Source organism: Pantoea sp. BR_17 (assembly GCF_041955125.1).
Classification (GTDB): Bacteria; Pseudomonadota; Gammaproteobacteria; order Enterobacterales; family Enterobacteriaceae; genus Pantoea; species Pantoea stewartii.
The window spans coordinates 64162-79345 of the sequence record NZ_JAVAXT010000001.1 but is presented as its reverse complement, the minus strand read 5'-3'; the positions used below and the strand labels follow the sequence as shown (position 1 = coordinate 79345).

Sequence of the window (15184 nt, the reverse complement as noted above, 5' to 3'; positions counted from 1 at the left end):
GCAGTTTCTGCCAGAATAGCGCCCTTTCCGCCGTCTCTTCGGATTTTCGTTATGTCTGATCGCGATCAACTCTTTTCTGCGCCCATTGAAAAACTGGGCGACTGGACGTTTGACGAGCGCGTGGCTGAAGTGTTTCCCGACATGATTCAGCGCTCAGTGCCGGGCTATTCCAACATCATTTCGATGATTGGCATGCTGGCAGAACGTTTCGTCCAGCCCAACAGCCAGGTATTTGACCTGGGCTGTTCACTAGGCGCTGCCACGCTCTCGGTGCGCCGCAATATTCACGTGCCCGGCTGTCAGATTATTGCTGTGGATAATTCGCCGGCCATGGTGGAGCGCTGCCGCCGTCATATCGATGCGTTTCGGGCGGATACGCCGGTTACGGTCGTCGAAGCGGATATCTGCGATATCGCCATTGAGAACGCCTCACTGGTGGTGCTCAATTTCACCCTGCAGTTTCTTGAACCGCCAGCCCGCCTGACGTTGCTGACCAAAATCTGGCAGGGGCTGAATCCCGGCGGCGCGTTGGTGCTCTCTGAGAAGTTCAGCTTTGAAGATCGTGACGTCGGTGAACTGTTGTTCAACATGCATCATGACTTTAAGCGCGCCAACGGCTACAGCGAACTGGAAATCAGCCAGAAACGCAGCATGCTGGAAAATGTGATGCTCACCGATAGCGTAGAAACGCACAAGGCGCGCCTGAAACAGGCCGGCTTTTCTCATGCTGAGCTGTGGTTTCAGTGTTTTAATTTTGGTTCGTTGGTGGCATTAAAATGATCGACTTTGGCCGTTTTTATCAGCAAATCGCCGTGGGTCCCCTGGCAAAATGGCTGGAGGTGCTGCCTGCGCAAATCAGCGAGTGGCAGCGTGAAAATCTGCACGGGCACTTCCGTGACTGGTACAAGTCGCTGGAATATTTACCCCAGCTGGAACCTCAGCGGCTGGACCTGCTGCACAGCGTCAGCGCCGATCGGGACGATATCAGCGATCGGCACCGTCAGGGCATTGAGAAACTGCTGCGCAATCTGATGCCCTGGCGCAAAGGCCCCTATTCGCTTTACGGCACCGAAATTAATACGGAATGGCGCTCAGACTGGAAATGGGATCGCGTGCTGCCACACATCTCCTCGTTAGCCGGACGCACTGTACTGGATGTGGGCTGTGGCAGTGGCTACCATATGTGGCGCATGATCGGGGCAGGCGCGCACCTTGTGGTCGGTATCGATCCCATGCAGCTGTTTCTGTGCCAGTTCGAAGCCGTCCGCAAGCTGTTAAATGACGACCGCCGCGCCCACCTGCTGCCGCTCGGCATCGAACAGCTGCCGGTGCTTCAGGCGTTCGATACCGTGTTTTCCATGGGCGTGCTTTATCACCGCCGTTCGCCGCTGGATCATCTGATGCAGCTGAAAAATCAGTTAGTGAGCGGCGGCGAACTGGTCCTGGAAACGCTGGTGATTGAAGGCGATGTGAATCAGGTGCTGGTGCCAGGCGAACGCTATGCTCAGATGCGCAACGTCTACTTTATCCCCTCCGCCGAGGCGCTGAAAAGCTGGCTGGAGAAATGCGGCTTTGTCGATGTGCGCATTGTGGACTTTGCCGTAACGACCACAGATGAACAGCGCCGGACCGACTGGATGACCAGCGAATCGCTGGCGGAATTCCTTGATCCTGCGGACAGCAGCAAAACCGTTGAAGGTTATCCCGCACCGCTGCGTGCGGTGCTGGTCGCCACAAAGCCGTAATGCTCAGCGGCGAGACAGCGCCAGTTTCGCCGCGAAGCCAATAAAGACGCAGCCCGTCAAACGATCCATGATTATTAACACGCGTGGCTTCCTGAGCTGTGCCGCAAAATAGTGACTGCTGCCAATCAGCACGCTGCTCCAGATCAATCCAGTCACCATATGTGTCAGGGCCATCAGGGTGCACCAGACCGGGACCGAACCGCCCTGAGGGATAAACTGCGGTAAAAATGTTACGTAGAAAACGCCCACTTTAGGATTCAACAGATTCCCCAGTAACCCACGCAGAAAGCAGGCCAGATGCGTTTGCTGCGACGGCGTTTCGGCGGGCAGCGCTGCATTCTGGCGACGCGGATGCCACAGTAACCTGACGCCCAGCCAGAGCAGATAGGCTGCGCCAGCCCACTTCAGCAGGTTATACGCCGTTTCCGATGCCAGCAGCAGCGCCCCCAGCCCCAGCCCTACCGCAATGCCCCACGACAGACAGCCCGTCGCCACGCCCAGCGCGGTCGCACTGGCTCCTCGCCAGCCCTGTGCCGCCGCCGATCGCAAAATTAATGCCGTATCGAACCCCGGCGTCAGGGTCAAAATGATGATCGCAAACAGAAAAGAGAGGAATGAAGTCGTCACAGGCGTACTCCTGATTAGAAGTGCTTAACAATAACAAGCGTTTTTCACGCTGTACAGACAGCCAGGCGCGATTAACTGCTACGCTTTTTAGTGGCGTTATTAGCGGGCCGGTAACGGTCTCAATTGAAAAACCAGGAGCTACGATCATGAGTAAATTTATTTTCTCTTCGCCTCGCAAATATGTACAGGGTGCGGGCGTGCTCGATGAACTGGGAGAGTATGTCACGGAATTGGGCAATCACGCTTTCGTGGTGGCTGACGATGTCGTCTGGGGGCTGATTGGTGAGCGGGCGCAGTCTACGCTGGAAAAAGCAGGCATTACCCTCAGCCGTCAGCAGTTCAATGGCGAAGCCTCCAGTAATGAAATTACCCGGTTAAGTCAGCATGCGCAGCAGCAGGGCTGTAACGTGGTGATTGGTTTGGGTGGCGGCAAAACGCTGGATACGGTAAAAGCCGTGGCCGATGAACTCAAACAGCCGGTAGTGATTGTGCCCACCATTGCCTCAACCGATGCGCCCTGTAGCGCGCTGTCTGTTATCTATTCCGACAGTGGCGTTTTTGAAAGCTACCGTTTCTACAGTAAAAATCCCGATCTGGTGTTAATTGATACCGCCGTGTGCGCCGCCGCGCCCGCCCGCCTGTTCGCGTCCGGCATCGCCGATGGTCTGGCGACCTGGGTGGAAGCCCAGGCGGTGGCCCGTAGCCATGCGAAATCGATGGTCAATGGCGATCCGACTATTGCCGGTCTTGCCATTGCCCGGGCCTGTGAAGAGACGCTGCTGACGTGGGGCTACAGTGCCTATATCGCAGTCTCGGAAAAACGCGTCACGCCAGCGGTAGAAGCGGTAGTGGAAGCCAATACATTGCTGTCCGGTTTAGGCTTTGAAAACGCCGGTCTGGCAGGTGCGCACGCGATTCATAACGGATTCACCGCAATTGACGGCGATATCCACCATCTTACTCACGGTGAAAAAGTGGCCTACGGTACGTTAACTCAGATGGTGCTTGAGCAGCGTCCCGATGAAGAAATTGCCCGCTACATCCGCTTCTACCGTTCGATCAATATGCCGACCACGTTAAAAGAGATGCATCTGGACGGGGTGAGCTGGGAAGATCTGGTAAAAATCGGCGCGCTGGCGAACAGCGAGGGCGATACGCTGAAAAACCTCAATCCTAACCTGGCACCGGAACAGATCGCCCATGCGCTGCTGGGCCTGGATGCGTTCAGTAAAACGGTAAAATAGGGGCTATTCCGTCGCCTCAGTGGGTTTGTCCCAGTACTGATACTTATAAACCGCACTGAGGTGACGCTGCACCGTGCCTTTCTCAAAAACTTCGGTTTCATTCAGGTAACTCAGGGTGCAGTTGCCCTTGTCATCCCAGAACTGGCATTCATCCACGGTACGCAGAGTGCTGACGTCGGTTGATGCCGTGCCGTTGAGGCGCAGCTCCCGCCCTTTATCGTCATAGGTATAGGTGTCTTTTCGCCGGGCAGAGGTGGTGCGGGTGACGAGGCCCTGCGGACTCCACGCGTAACGGTATTCCCCGTTGCTGACGGGATCGGTTCCGCGCGCAATGCTTTTCAGCAAACGATAGTGTTTATCGTAGCGGTACGTGGTGTCCGTGAATCCCGATTTGCCCATGCTGATGAATTTGTCTGAAGCGCTGATAATATTGCCGTTTTTTCCCTTGTGCCAGTTGATGGTGCCTTGTCGGTTATCCACCACCACTTCCTTTCCCTGTTTCAGCACTTTTACCAGATACGCATATTCGGCCACCCAACCTTCCTGCACACGCACCAGATGTTGTTCCATGCTCAGAATGACGTTACGCTCATTTTTGTCATAACTGATATCCGCCACCAGCAGGTCGCCACAGGGATCAAACTGCCCCAGCACCCGCTTTTGCGAATTGACGTCTTTGCCAAACTCCCCTGCGACAACCTGACGTACCGCCCCTTTCGCACTGCCGCCCAACAGAATCCAGTTATTACTGTCAGAGACCGCTTTACTGTTTGATTTGCACGCGGCAAAGGTTAAGGGCGCATGGCATCCCATCACGGTGAGAACAGCGGAAAGCAGAATGCATCGCATGGCAGGGCCTCTGACATCAATGTCGATTAGGGTTAAGCTGATGACCCGCAAACGGGGGAACAGAACAGGGAAAGCAAAGCCGCGTTGACGGCAAACGGCGACACAGAATGCACGCAATGCGTTGTTTCATCATCCACTATAGCGGAATACCGGACAAAAAATACCCCAGCAAATGTGCTGGGGTTTGGTACTTGCAAACATCACGTCATCAATCGGCGTGCTGCGCGGCAAAACTGGTTATGAGTCAGGCCACCCGGGCGGTATTCATTTGCATGACACTTTTCATTGCCTCTACAACATCACCATCGACGCAGTAACGGCTGAACTCATCAATTTCGGCTTCGGAACACATGGAAACACCCGCTTTGCGGTAACGCATCGGTGATGCCACCAGGTGGCTTGCCGAGCTGTGTACCTCACGAATATCTGCATCAAGAAACTTTTGCAGGTTACTTAATCGAACGCCAGCACCTGCCATAATGATAGGACCGCTGCTGTATTCATTAAGTTCCCTCAATAATGCAATTCCGTTTTCCGCGCTCTGCTGCTGCCCGGAAGTGAGGATACGTTTCACGCCAAAATCGGTTAAAACATCGAGCGAACGTTTTGGCCGGTGGCAGAGATCGAAGGCGCGATGGAAGGTCACCGCCATGCCGTCGCACAGCGCCATGATCTGCCGCATCTGCCCCACATGAATATGGGCATCTTCATCCAGCATCCCTAACACTACGCCCGGAAAGCCCAGTTCGCGAATCCGCGCGACATCCGATTTCATTGCCTCGAACTCCCGGCTGGAATAGCAAAAATCTCCGCCGCGCGGGCGGACAATAGGATGCACCGGAACAGAAATGTCACGACGGGCGACTTCCAGCATGCCAGCAGAAGGTGTCAGGCCGCCTTCACGCGGTGCCGCACAGAGTTCAATTCGATCGGCCCCCGCCTGTTGAGCGGTTAAGGCACAATCCACCCCATAGCAACAAATTTCCAGTGTGGTCATTCTCTTCTCCTTTACATGACGTCCTGTTCACGCCAAATTCGTCAGGTATGCTTATCCCTTAGAACAGTTTACGTGGAAAACTAACTATGACATTCAATTTTGACCAACGGATAGACCGCCGTCACAGTGATAGCCTTAAATGGCACAAATATGCGGGCCAGGATATTCTGCCGTTGTGGGTAGCGGATACGGATTTCCGATCGCCTGCCCCCATCATTGAGGCCATTAAAGCCCGCGTTGATCATGGTGTTTTCGGCTATGGCGATAAGCCTCAGGGATTTATCGATGCGCTGATTGCCCGCTGTAAATCACGCTATCGCTGGGAAGTTAAACCGGAATGGGTGGTCGTGTTGCCCGGCGTAGTCTGCGGGTTAAATCTGGCCGTGCGGGCGTTTACCGCGCCGCACCAGGGTACCGTCGCGCCGCATCCCATTTATCCCCCTTTCCGTTCAGCCGCGAAGCTGGCTGAACGTGATCAGTTGAATCTGCCTCTGACGTTGCAGGAAGGCCGCTGGGTCATGGATCTCACTGCAGCAGACGGCCACATGCAGGACAAAACGTTGCTGATGCTTTGCAATCCGCAAAATCCTGGCGGCACGGTTTACCGCCGGGAAGAACTTGAAGCGCAGCTGGCCTTTGCGCAGCACCATGATTTAATCGTCTGCTCTGACGAAATTCATTGCGATTTACTGTTAACGCCGGGGCTGCAACATATCCCCTTTGCCTCCCTGAGTGATGATGCGGCCCAACGGAGCATTACGCTGCTTTCGCCATCCAAAACCTTCAATATTGCCGGGCTGGGCGCTTCCGTCGCTGTGATCCCGGATCCTGAACTACGGGCGCGATTCACCGCCGTGCGCCAGGGCATTGTGCCCTCAGTCGATATTCTGGCCCTGGTTGCGGCGGAAGTCGCCTGGCGGGCCTGTGATGACTGGCTTGATGCTCAGCTTGATTATCTGCGCGGCAACCGGGACTGGCTGGTTTCCGAAGTCAATGCGCTGCCCGGCCTCAAAATGACCTCTCCGGAAGGCAGTTATCTGGGCTGGATCGATGCGCGTGAACTCCAGGTTGCCAGCCCGGCGCTGTACTTTGAAAAACACGGGCTTGGCTTCTCGCCAGGGCGCGACTTTGGTGATGACGGCTTTGTACGGATCAATTTCGGCTGTCCCCGCGCCTTGCTGGAAGAAGCCGTCAGACGGCTCAGACGCGCGGTTGAAGCCCGGGGCTAACGCTGTTCACTGGCCACAATCTCGTCCAGTCGCCATGGGTGAAACTTAATCGTGGTTTCCCCATCGGTCACTGCCAGCGTAGGATTCGGCAGACGCTCGTTTTCCCCTTTCGGTGAGCTGGTTTTGAATGAAATACCCGGCTGTGTGAGTGCCTGATCGGACAGCAGCGCCATGGCACGCATGCCCAGTGTTTCAGGCTCGCCTCGTAATACCACCTCAATATGTTCCCAGCGCTCGTGGCGGTAACGTTTTTCACCCGGCCAGGGCAGCTCAACGACGTCTATCGCCCAGCCGGCAATCATTAACGGTTGGTGCAGCTTAAATAAACATACCGGTCGTCCGTTAATCATCGCCGCCGAGAACTGCTCCCCGAGTTGCAAAAACCCCTTTTGCCAGCGTTCGGCCGTCGCATTCTGATGACACCGCACGGCCACATGATCGACGTCGAGGTCTGTGGGGTTTAATCCCAGACGCTGTGAAAAATTTTGTAACCGTTCTTCGAAAGCCGCTAAATCGGCCTGTAAATCGTCCAGTTCGGGTGGAAATATCATGCTCACCGTAAGCTGTCTCCTCACTTTTTTATGACCAGGGAATGCCGTAACTCATTGTTACTGAACTATCGTAATGAACAAAAGGGTAAGATTCATCTTATTTGGCGGGCGTTTTACGAGAAAAGCAAAAAATTAACGCTTTTAATTCAGATTAATCTTCTGTTTAGATCCACCTTTTCGTTGACAAAAGTAACTTAAGTTACTGTTTTGTATGGTTATCATTAACACAATAAGATAAGTCTTACTTAACAGTGGCATGATTGCAGCCTGCATAACTTTCTATTAAATTTGCATTAACACTATTATAAGGAAAGTTTTTATGACGATGCTCATCGTAGTTGCCATCTTAATTGCACTGATGGGGTTTGCCCTTGCGCGCCACTGGAAGGTACGTGCAGACAAAAGTGTTAAAAACGCGCGCCGCGCGCGTCGTCGCTAATCTCTGCGGGAAACATCTTCGGCTCTGTTTCCCTGCCTTTATCCCGCTACTGACTCACGCTGACAATTCACGTATACTTTTTCCCTCATTTTTTCCTTTTGCCGGGCCAGGACCTGTGGTCATTGCACCCGGCAGAATCATGACGACAGCCCGCTGCCCAAATAGCGTGCTTTTCTCTGCATATGTAAGGTAACCCGGTGAATATTCAGGCGCTTCTTTCCGCAAAAGTCAGTCAGGCAATGGTGCTGGCTGGTGCTCCCTCCGATTGTGAACCTCAGGTTCGTCAGTCGGCTAAAGTTCAGTTTGGTGATTATCAGGCTAACGGCATCATGGCCGTGGCGAAAAAACTGGGCCAGGCGCCACGACAATTAGCTGAAACCGTGATTCAACATCTGGACCTCACTGGTATTGCCAGCAAAGTGGAGATCGCGGGGCCGGGCTTTATCAACATTTTCCTGGATCGTCAGTGGCTGGCCGACCATGCCCGGCAGGCGCTGAATCATCCGCGCCTTGGCGTGAACCCGGTCGAACCACAGACAATCGTCGTGGACTACTCTGCCCCCAACGTGGCGAAAGAGATGCACGTCGGCCATGTGCGTTCCACTATCATTGGCGACGCCGCGGTGCGCACCCTCGAGTTCCTGGGCCACAACGTGATCCGCGCGAACCATGTGGGCGACTGGGGTACGCAGTTCGGCATGCTGATTGCGTTTCTTGAAAAACAGCAAAATGAAAACCACGCGGAGATGGCGCTGGCGGATTTAGAAGGTTTTTACCGTGAAGCCAAGCGCACTTACGATGAAGATCCTGAGTTTGCAGAGCGTGCGCGCGGCTATGTCGTGAAGTTGCAAGGCGGTGACAACTACTGCCGTCAGATGTGGAAAAAGCTGGTTGATATCACCATGACGCAAAACCAGCATATCTACAACCGTCTGAACGTCACCCTGACGCGTGATGATGTGATGGGTGAGAGCCTTTATAACGACATGCTGCCGGAAATTGTGGCCGATCTGAAAGCCAAAGGTCTGGCCGTCGAGAGTGAAGGCGCCACCGTGGTATTCCTGGAAGAATTCCAGAATAAAGAAGGTGAGCCGATGGGCGTGATCATCCAGAAAAAGGATGGCGGCTATCTTTACACCACCACCGATATTGCCTGTGCCAGGTATCGCTATGAAACCCTGCATGCGGACCGCGTAATTTACTACATCGACTCACGTCAGCATCAGCATTTACAGCAGGCGTGGACCATTGTCCGTAAAGCCGGCTATGTGCCTGCGTCCGTTCCACTTGAACATCATGCGTTCGGTATGATGTTGGGTAAAGATGGCCGTCCGTTTAAAACCCGTAGTGGCGGCACCATTAAGCTGTCAGATTTGCTGGATGAAGCCTATGAACGCGCGTACACGCTGGTACGCGAGAAAAACCCGGACATGACGGAAGAGGAAGTCAGCACGCTTGCGGAAGTCGTCGGCATCAGCGCCGTGAAATATGCCGATCTGTCAAAAAGCCGCACCACTGATTACATTTTTGACTGGGATAATATGCTGGCGTTTGAGGGCAATACGGCGCCTTACATGCAATATGCTTATACGCGCGTGCTGTCCGTGTTCCGTAAAGCCGGTATCGACGCCGATGCGATTCAGGCAGAAATCGTGCTGACGGATGACCGTGAAGCCCTGCTGGCAACGCGTTTGCTGCAGTTTGAAGAGGTCATTACCCAGGTGGCACGCGATGGCACACCGCATGTGATGTGTGCCTATTTGTACGATCTGGCGGGCCTGTTCTCCGGTTTCTACGAGCACTGTCCGATTCTGGCCGCAGAGGACGACGTGACGCGCCTGAGCCGTTTACAGATTGCGGCACTGACCGCAAAAACCCTGAAACTGGGCCTGGATACGCTGGGGATCAAAACGGTCGATCGCATGTAATCTGTTAAGGCGCTGAGAGCTGACTGTTCTCAGCGCCTGCCTCAACCTCGCCCTTCCCGCTCTGCCCGTCACCCGCACAATTTTCCTTCATGTAGCGTCATCTTTGCCATTGCCCTCCCTGACTCCACGATACAAAGGCGTTAATTCGTATTTCAGCACCAGAGATGATCGCAGCACGCGCCGTGCAAACCCGCTCAGGCAACCCTGATGTCGCGTATATCAAGGTCCTGTTGGGACAAGATTCTTTTCTTATTCCCGCGCTCTACTATAAGCCCGCGTTTTATCAGGTTTAACGTGTTAACGAGAAAGGAAGAATAAGTTGATGTTAAGAAAAGCGTTTGCCGAGCTGTTCGGCACCTTCTGGCTGGTATTCGGAGGCTGCGGCAGCGCCCTGCTCGCCGCGAATTTTCCCCAAACCGGGATTGGGTTTGTGGGCGTGTCTCTGGCATTTGGCCTCGCCGTACTGACAATGGCCTTTGCGGTAGGCCACATTTCGGGCGGTCACTTTAATCCCGCCGTCACCCTGGGCTTATGGGCCGGTGGCCGCATCGACAGCAAGCCCATCTTGCCCTACATCGTGGTACAGATGGCTGGCGGTATTGCGGCGGCGGGCGTGCTGTATCTGATCGTCAGTGGTCAGGCTGACTTTACGATGGCAGATAAGGGTTTCGCTGCCAACGGCTTTGCGGCGCACTCGCCAGGCGGCTATTCCCTCTGCGCGGCCGTCATCACTGAACTCGTACTCAGCGCGTTCTTCCTGGTGGTTATTCAGGGTGCGACGGATAAACGCGCGCCGGCGGGTTTCGCTCCCATTGCGATTGGTCTGGCATTAACGCTCATTCACTTAATCAGTATCCCGGTAACCAATACCTCGGTGAATCCGGCACGCAGTACCGCGATGGCTGTTTTTCAGGGAGGCTGGGCGTTACGGCAGCTGTGGGTTTTCTGGCTGGTACCGATAGCGGGTGGCGTTGCAGGGGGATGGCTTTACCGCTTTCTGCTGCAAAAAGACGCGTAGCCTGAACCGCGTTATGACATCGGGAGTGATCGGGCAGACCGACAGCATCAGTCTCTTGATGATGCTTGTCAGTCTGCCATGAACAGGGCGAAAAAGGCTTAGTGGTAGTTGACCGTCACCGCTGTGCTGACGACCTTCAGCCCCGGCGGCAAACTTCCGCCACCGGCGAAGCCAAACACCATATGTAACGTTTCACCGGCGGCGACCTCAGCCAGACCGCGTGTGCTGCCGCTGGCACCGTCCAGTTCGGTACAACGCTGTTCTGCACAGAGCCGGACCTGTAAACCGGAAGGCACCGGTTGGGTAAACTGATAACGCCAGTTCACCACGGTGATCGCCCCACTGACCTGACCTGGCGGGGTCAGCGGCTGCGACGACTGCCAGCTTCCCCTGTTCGCCATCAGTGGACCCGCCGCGCTGGCGCTCCAGGCACCGTCAGCGGCCTGAGCAAACAGCGGAAGCAGCAGCGAAAACAGCATTAGCGATCTCATTGTTTGCCACCGATGGTTGCGGTCATGCGAATCTGACGGTTATCGCTTAATTCCATATTGGACAGCACCACCAGCTGCGGCATGTTACGGCGCAGGAAGCGTGCCAGTAAGGCGCGTAACGGATGATTGACCAGCAGGACAGGCGGCGCGCCCATCATTTCCTGCCGTTGCAGGGCCTCCTGCGTCTGGGCTAACAGCCGATCGGCCAGGCCTGGCTCAAGTCCGCCACCGCCCTGCAAGGCCTGCAGCAGCAGGCGCTCCAGTGTCGCATCCAGGCCAATCACCTGCACTTCACCCGTGCCAGGGAACCACTGCTGCGTAATCGCTCTGCCCAGCGCCACGCGCACCACGCTGGTGAGTTCCTGCGGATCGCTTTGAACCGGCGCATGCTCTGCCAGGGTTTCAATAATGGTGCGCATATCACGAATCGAAACGCGCTCAACCAGCAGGTTCTGCAGGACTTTGTGCAGTGTTGTCAGCGTAATCACGCCAGGCACTAAATCTTCGGTCAGTTTCGGCATCTCTGAGGAGACGCGGTCCAGCAGTTGCTGCGCTTCCTGACGGCCAAACAACTCACTGGCGTACTGGCCAATCAGATGATTAAGGTGCGTCGCCACAACGGTACTGGCTTCTACTACGGTAAAGCCCTGAATCTGGGCCTGCTCTTTGAGCGCACCGTCAATCCACACCGCCGCCAGGCCAAAGGCAGGATCGACGGTTGCTTCACCCGGCAAGGTACCCGCGGCTGTGCCGGGGTTAATCGCCATCCAGCGTCCGGGATAGGCATCACCGCTGCCGATCTCCACGCCTTTCATTAAAATGCGGTAGCGCGCGGGTGGCAATTCCATGTTGTCACGGATATGCACCACCGGCGGCAGAAAGCCGACATCCTGCGCCACTTTTTTACGGATACTGCGGATACGACCAAGCAACTCACCGTTCTGGTTGTGATCGACCATCGGAATCAGGCGGTAACCCACTTCCATGCCCAGCGTGTCTTCAAGCTGCACATCAGTCCAGGAGGCTTCGGCAGAGGCAGGCGTTTCCATGGATTTTGCGATGCTGCTCGGCGATTCGACATTCTTCTTCGGCTGCATCTCGCGGCCACGTAACCACCACGCCAGCCCCAGTAAGGCCGCCGTAAACAGCAGGAACACAAAGTTAGGCATGCCAGGCACAAGCCCCAGCAAACCGATTACGCCGGCACTCAGCATGAGGACACGCGGATCTTTGAACAGTTGCCCGACCATCTGCTCGCCGACGTCCTGGTCGGTTGCCACGCGCGTCACGATAACACCCGCCGCGGTAGAAATGACCAGCGCAGGGATCTGTGCGACCAGACCGTCACCGATGGTTAACAGCGTATAGGTTTCTGCCGCGTGGCCCGCATCCATACCATGCTGAACGATCCCCACCAGTAAACCACCGATCACGTTAATGACCATGATCAAAATACCGGCGATGGCATCCCCGCGTACAAACTTACTGGCACCGTCCATCGAACCGTAAAAGTCCGCTTCCTGAGTCACTTCGGCGCGACGACGCTTCGCTTCATCTTCGCCAATCAGACCCGCATTCAGGTCGGCGTCGATAGCCATCTGCTTACCCGGCATCCCGTCAAGCACAAAGCGCGCACCCACTTCGGCGATACGGCCCGCACCTTTGGTGATAACCATAAAGTTGATGATCACCAGGATGATAAACACCACGATCCCGATGGCGAAGTTTCCGCCAACCAGGAAGTGGCCAAAGGCTTCCACCACCCGTCCCGCCGCCGCGGCACCGGTATGCCCTTCCAGCAAAATAATACGCGTAGAGGCTACGTTCAGCGACAGGCGCAGCAGGGTCGAAAACAGCAGAATGGTGGGAAAGGCCGCAAACTCCAGCGTGCGCTGGGTAAACATGGCGACCAGCAGCACCATAATCGACAAGGCAATGTTAAAGGTAAACAGCAGATCAAGGATAAACGGCGGTAAGGGCAGAACCATCATCGACAAAATCATGATGATCAGCACCGGACCCGCAAGGACCTGCCATTGCATGTCTTTGAAGTTGCCTGGAAGGCGTAGTTTAGCGGCCAGATTAGCCATCGTTTTTGCTCTCTCCTGCAAAGTCCATCTCTGCCGGGACCGGCAGGTCTTTAGGTTTTACGGGCACCAAGCCACCTTCGCGCTTCCAGCGGCGAAGCTGCCAGACCCAGGCCAACACTTCCGCGACGGCCGCATAAAGGGCGCCAGGAATGTGTTGTCCGATTTCGGTATGACGGTATAACGCACGCGCCAGCGGCGGTGCTTCCAGAACCGGAATGCGGTGTTCTGCGCCCAGTTCACGAATGCGTAAGGCGATCTCGCCAGCGCCTTTGGCAATAACCCTGGGCGCACTCATTTTCTTCTCGTTATATTGCAGCGCAACCGAATAGTGTGTTGGGTTGGTAACGATCACGTCGGCCTTGGGCACATCGGCCATCATGCGACGACGGGCTGCCGCGCGCATCTGCTGACGAATGCGCCCTTTCACGTGCGGGTCACCTTCCTGCTGCTTGTGCTCATCGCGAATTTCCTGACGTGACATCCGCAATTTTTTAAAGTGGCTGTAAAGCTGCCAGAAAACGTCGTATCCCACCATGGGGATCAGGCCGAGCATGACCAGCGCACAACAGATAGCGATCATGTCCATGCCATGGATCAGGGCTGTGGTCGGCGACTCGGCAATCAGCCGAAGCATATCGGGCCAGTGCGTCCAGATGTACCAGCCTGCCACGCAGCCCACCAGAATGGTTTTCAGAATGCCTTTAAACAGCTCCGTCCAGGCCTGCGCGGCGAACATGCGTTTGAAGCCTGGCAACGGGTTCAGCTTGCTAAAATCCACTTTAATAGATTTGCCGCTGATGACCACACCGCCCAGCAGCATCGGTGAAGCAATGGCCACCAGAACCAGCCCGCCCAGAAGCGGCAGAAGCGCGGCAATGGCCTGCATGATCAGATTACCGACGTGGGCGATGATAATTTTGTCATCGGTCACCATGCCGTGGTCGAAACTGAGTCCGGTTGACACCATTGCCGCCAGTCGATGGGCCATTGCCGTTCCGCCAACCCATAAAATCATGATGCCTGCCAACAGCATCAATAGTGAGGTTAACTCGCGCGAACGCGGAATCTGGCCCTCTTCACGCGCTTTTTCAAGTCGGTGGGCCGTGGGCGATTCTGTTTTGTCCTCATCACTGTTTTCTGACACCACAAACCTCGGTTGGCAGGAATTCTGAGCATAGAATGCCAAATTTGAGTTTGGTTAAAGCGTGGATAAAACGTGAAAAACACATGCTCTTTCACGGATAGCAAAAGAGAAAAGCGGAGTGGCCCGCGGTGAGCAGGCCACTTTTCAGAAGGGACCATCGCAACGTCGCGATGGCGAGACAGCCAGGTGATTAGAAACCGAGGCTGTCCAGCAGGTCATCCACCTGATCCTGGTTCGCAACAATGCCAGGGGCGGCAGCGTTAACCTGAGGACCGTTAAGCAGCGTAGTGCCAACCTGACGTTTTTCGGCGCTCACTTCTGGCATGTTTTCCAGCAGCACCATTAACAGCTGGCGCTCGATCTCCTGAATCACATCCATCATGCGTTTGATCACCTGACCGGTGAGATCCTGGAAATCCTGCGCCATCATGATGTCGAGCAACTGCTTGTTAGTAAAAGAGGTGTGCTCAGGCACTTCCCCTAAATACTGACGCGTATCCGTCACCAGCTCGCGCGCATCGGCAAGTTCAATAGGATTCTCAAACCATGCATCCCAGCGTCCTTTAAGCGCAATCGCTCCCGCTTCCATTTTGTCCTGGTGCGGTTGCGCTGCTTCGACGCTGTTCAGCGCCCGGTCGGCCGCCTGAGCGGTCTTTTGCACTACATAGTCCAGACGATCACGGGCGTCAGGAATGGCTTCAGCAGCTTCTGCAATGGCCTGATCCAGCCCCAGCTCACGCAAACTATCACGCAGCATGCGTGTCAGTGAACCGATGCGGGAAATGATATCTTGTGCCGCGGCTTGCTCAGCTGATTTCGGAAGGTCGCTCAT

Annotated in this window: 14 protein-coding genes; 6 read left to right on the top strand and 8 right to left on the bottom strand. The window is 55.2% G+C overall.

Going from position 1 to position 15184, the window contains the following annotated elements; genetic code table 11:
- Nucleotides 1-51: 51 nt before the first annotated feature.
- Both cmoA and cmoB read left to right on the top strand, forming a co-directional pair.
- A complete protein-coding gene (gene cmoA / locus RAC60_RS00315) occupies nt 52-780 on the top strand; it encodes a carboxy-S-adenosyl-L-methionine synthase CmoA (protein WP_006120262.1) in 729 nt (242 codons plus the stop codon).
- Nucleotides 777-1745 (top strand): tRNA 5-methoxyuridine(34)/uridine 5-oxyacetic acid(34) synthase CmoB, encoded by a 969-nt coding sequence (gene cmoB / locus RAC60_RS00310; protein ID WP_006120261.1) that lies wholly within the window; start codon nt 777-779, stop codon nt 1743-1745. Before cmoA ends, cmoB begins: the two co-directional genes overlap by 4 nt.
- Before the next feature lie 3 nt (nt 1746-1748).
- On the opposite strand, the gene RAC60_RS00305 is transcribed toward cmoB, so the two are convergent.
- Complete coding sequence (locus RAC60_RS00305; protein WP_324030508.1) at nt 1749-2372, bottom strand: LysE family translocator; 624 nt, start codon at nt 2370-2372, stop codon at nt 1749-1751.
- A 146-nt stretch (nt 2373-2518) separates the two neighbouring features.
- Between RAC60_RS00305 and RAC60_RS00300 the strand changes: the two genes are divergently transcribed.
- Nucleotides 2519-3616 (top strand): glycerol dehydrogenase, encoded by a 1098-nt coding sequence (locus RAC60_RS00300; RefSeq protein ID WP_033741989.1) that lies wholly within the window; start codon nt 2519-2521, stop codon nt 3614-3616.
- A gap of 3 nt (nt 3617-3619) precedes the next feature.
- On the opposite strand, the gene RAC60_RS00295 is transcribed toward RAC60_RS00300, so the two are convergent.
- Nucleotides 3620-4465, bottom strand: coding sequence for a hypothetical protein (locus RAC60_RS00295; RefSeq protein WP_058701778.1), 846 nt, complete (start codon nt 4463-4465; stop codon nt 3620-3622).
- Nucleotides 4466-4709: 244 nt separating this feature from the next.
- Nucleotides 4710-5462: a copper homeostasis protein CutC gene (gene cutC / locus RAC60_RS00290; protein WP_033741990.1), complete on the bottom strand. Its 753-nt coding sequence runs from the start codon at nt 5460-5462 to the stop codon at nt 4710-4712.
- A gap of 86 nt (nt 5463-5548) precedes the next feature.
- Between cutC and RAC60_RS00285 the strand changes: the two genes are divergently transcribed.
- Nucleotides 5549-6691, top strand: a complete 1143-nt coding sequence (locus RAC60_RS00285; RefSeq protein WP_039343170.1) for a MalY/PatB family protein — start codon at nt 5549-5551, stop codon at nt 6689-6691.
- On the opposite strand, the gene RAC60_RS00280 is transcribed toward RAC60_RS00285, so the two are convergent.
- Nucleotides 6688-7248, bottom strand: a complete 561-nt coding sequence (locus RAC60_RS00280; protein WP_006120255.1) for a VOC family protein — start codon at nt 7246-7248, stop codon at nt 6688-6690. The two genes, RAC60_RS00285 and RAC60_RS00280, sit on opposite strands and share 4 nt — an antisense overlap.
- Before the next feature lie 630 nt (nt 7249-7878).
- Here RAC60_RS00280 and argS point away from each other — a divergent pair.
- Both argS and aqpZ read left to right on the top strand, forming a co-directional pair.
- The gene (gene argS / locus RAC60_RS00275; RefSeq protein ID WP_375092424.1) at nt 7879-9609 is read left to right on the top strand and encodes an arginine--tRNA ligase; all 1731 of its coding nucleotides are present in this window, start codon (nt 7879-7881) and stop codon (nt 9607-9609) included.
- 322 nt (nt 9610-9931) lie between these two features.
- Nucleotides 9932-10627, top strand: a complete 696-nt coding sequence (gene aqpZ / locus RAC60_RS00270) for an aquaporin Z (RefSeq protein ID WP_324030617.1) — start codon at nt 9932-9934, stop codon at nt 10625-10627.
- A 98-nt stretch (nt 10628-10725) separates the two neighbouring features.
- On the opposite strand, the gene RAC60_RS00265 is transcribed toward aqpZ, so the two are convergent.
- The 4 genes from RAC60_RS00265 to cheZ form a co-directional block, all read right to left on the bottom strand.
- Nucleotides 10726-11118: a flagellar protein FlhE gene (locus RAC60_RS00265; RefSeq protein WP_033741996.1), complete on the bottom strand. Its 393-nt coding sequence runs from the start codon at nt 11116-11118 to the stop codon at nt 10726-10728.
- Nucleotides 11115-13208: a flagellar biosynthesis protein FlhA gene (flhA, locus tag RAC60_RS00260; RefSeq protein WP_033741997.1), complete on the bottom strand. Its 2094-nt coding sequence runs from the start codon at nt 13206-13208 to the stop codon at nt 11115-11117. Before flhA ends, RAC60_RS00265 begins: the two co-directional genes overlap by 4 nt.
- Complete coding sequence (gene flhB / locus RAC60_RS00255) at nt 13201-14352, bottom strand: flagellar biosynthesis protein FlhB (RefSeq protein WP_375092423.1); 1152 nt, start codon at nt 14350-14352, stop codon at nt 13201-13203. The genes flhA and flhB overlap by 8 nt, the downstream gene beginning before the upstream one ends.
- 190 nt (nt 14353-14542) lie before the next feature.
- Nucleotides 14543-15184, bottom strand: a complete 642-nt coding sequence (gene cheZ, locus RAC60_RS00250) for a protein phosphatase CheZ (RefSeq protein ID WP_006120247.1) — start codon at nt 15182-15184, stop codon at nt 14543-14545.

Excerpts from the sequence above, each read along its gene's own strand:
- cmoA (WP_006120262.1), top strand. The coding sequence starts at position 52 with ATGTCTGATCGCGATCAACTCTTTTCTGCGCCCATTGAAAAACTGGGC.
- cmoB (WP_006120261.1), top strand. The coding sequence starts at position 777 with ATGATCGACTTTGGCCGTTTTTATCAGCAAATCGCCGTGGGTCCCCTG.
- RAC60_RS00300 (WP_033741989.1), top strand. The coding sequence starts at position 2,519 with ATGAGTAAATTTATTTTCTCTTCGCCTCGCAAATATGTACAGGGTGCG.
- RAC60_RS00295 (WP_058701778.1), bottom strand. The coding sequence starts at position 4,465 with ATGCGATGCATTCTGCTTTCCGCTGTTCTCACCGTGATGGGATGCCAT.
- cutC (WP_033741990.1), bottom strand. The coding sequence starts at position 5,462 with ATGACCACACTGGAAATTTGTTGCTATGGGGTGGATTGTGCCTTAACC.
- RAC60_RS00285 (WP_039343170.1), top strand. The coding sequence starts at position 5,549 with ATGACATTCAATTTTGACCAACGGATAGACCGCCGTCACAGTGATAGC.
- aqpZ (WP_324030617.1), top strand. The coding sequence starts at position 9,932 with ATGTTAAGAAAAGCGTTTGCCGAGCTGTTCGGCACCTTCTGGCTGGTA.
- RAC60_RS00265 (WP_033741996.1), bottom strand. The coding sequence starts at position 11,118 with ATGAGATCGCTAATGCTGTTTTCGCTGCTGCTTCCGCTGTTTGCTCAG.
- flhA (WP_033741997.1), bottom strand. The coding sequence starts at position 13,208 with ATGGCTAATCTGGCCGCTAAACTACGCCTTCCAGGCAACTTCAAAGAC.
- cheZ (WP_006120247.1), bottom strand. The coding sequence starts at position 15,184 with ATGAGCGACCTTCCGAAATCAGCTGAGCAAGCCGCGGCACAAGATATC.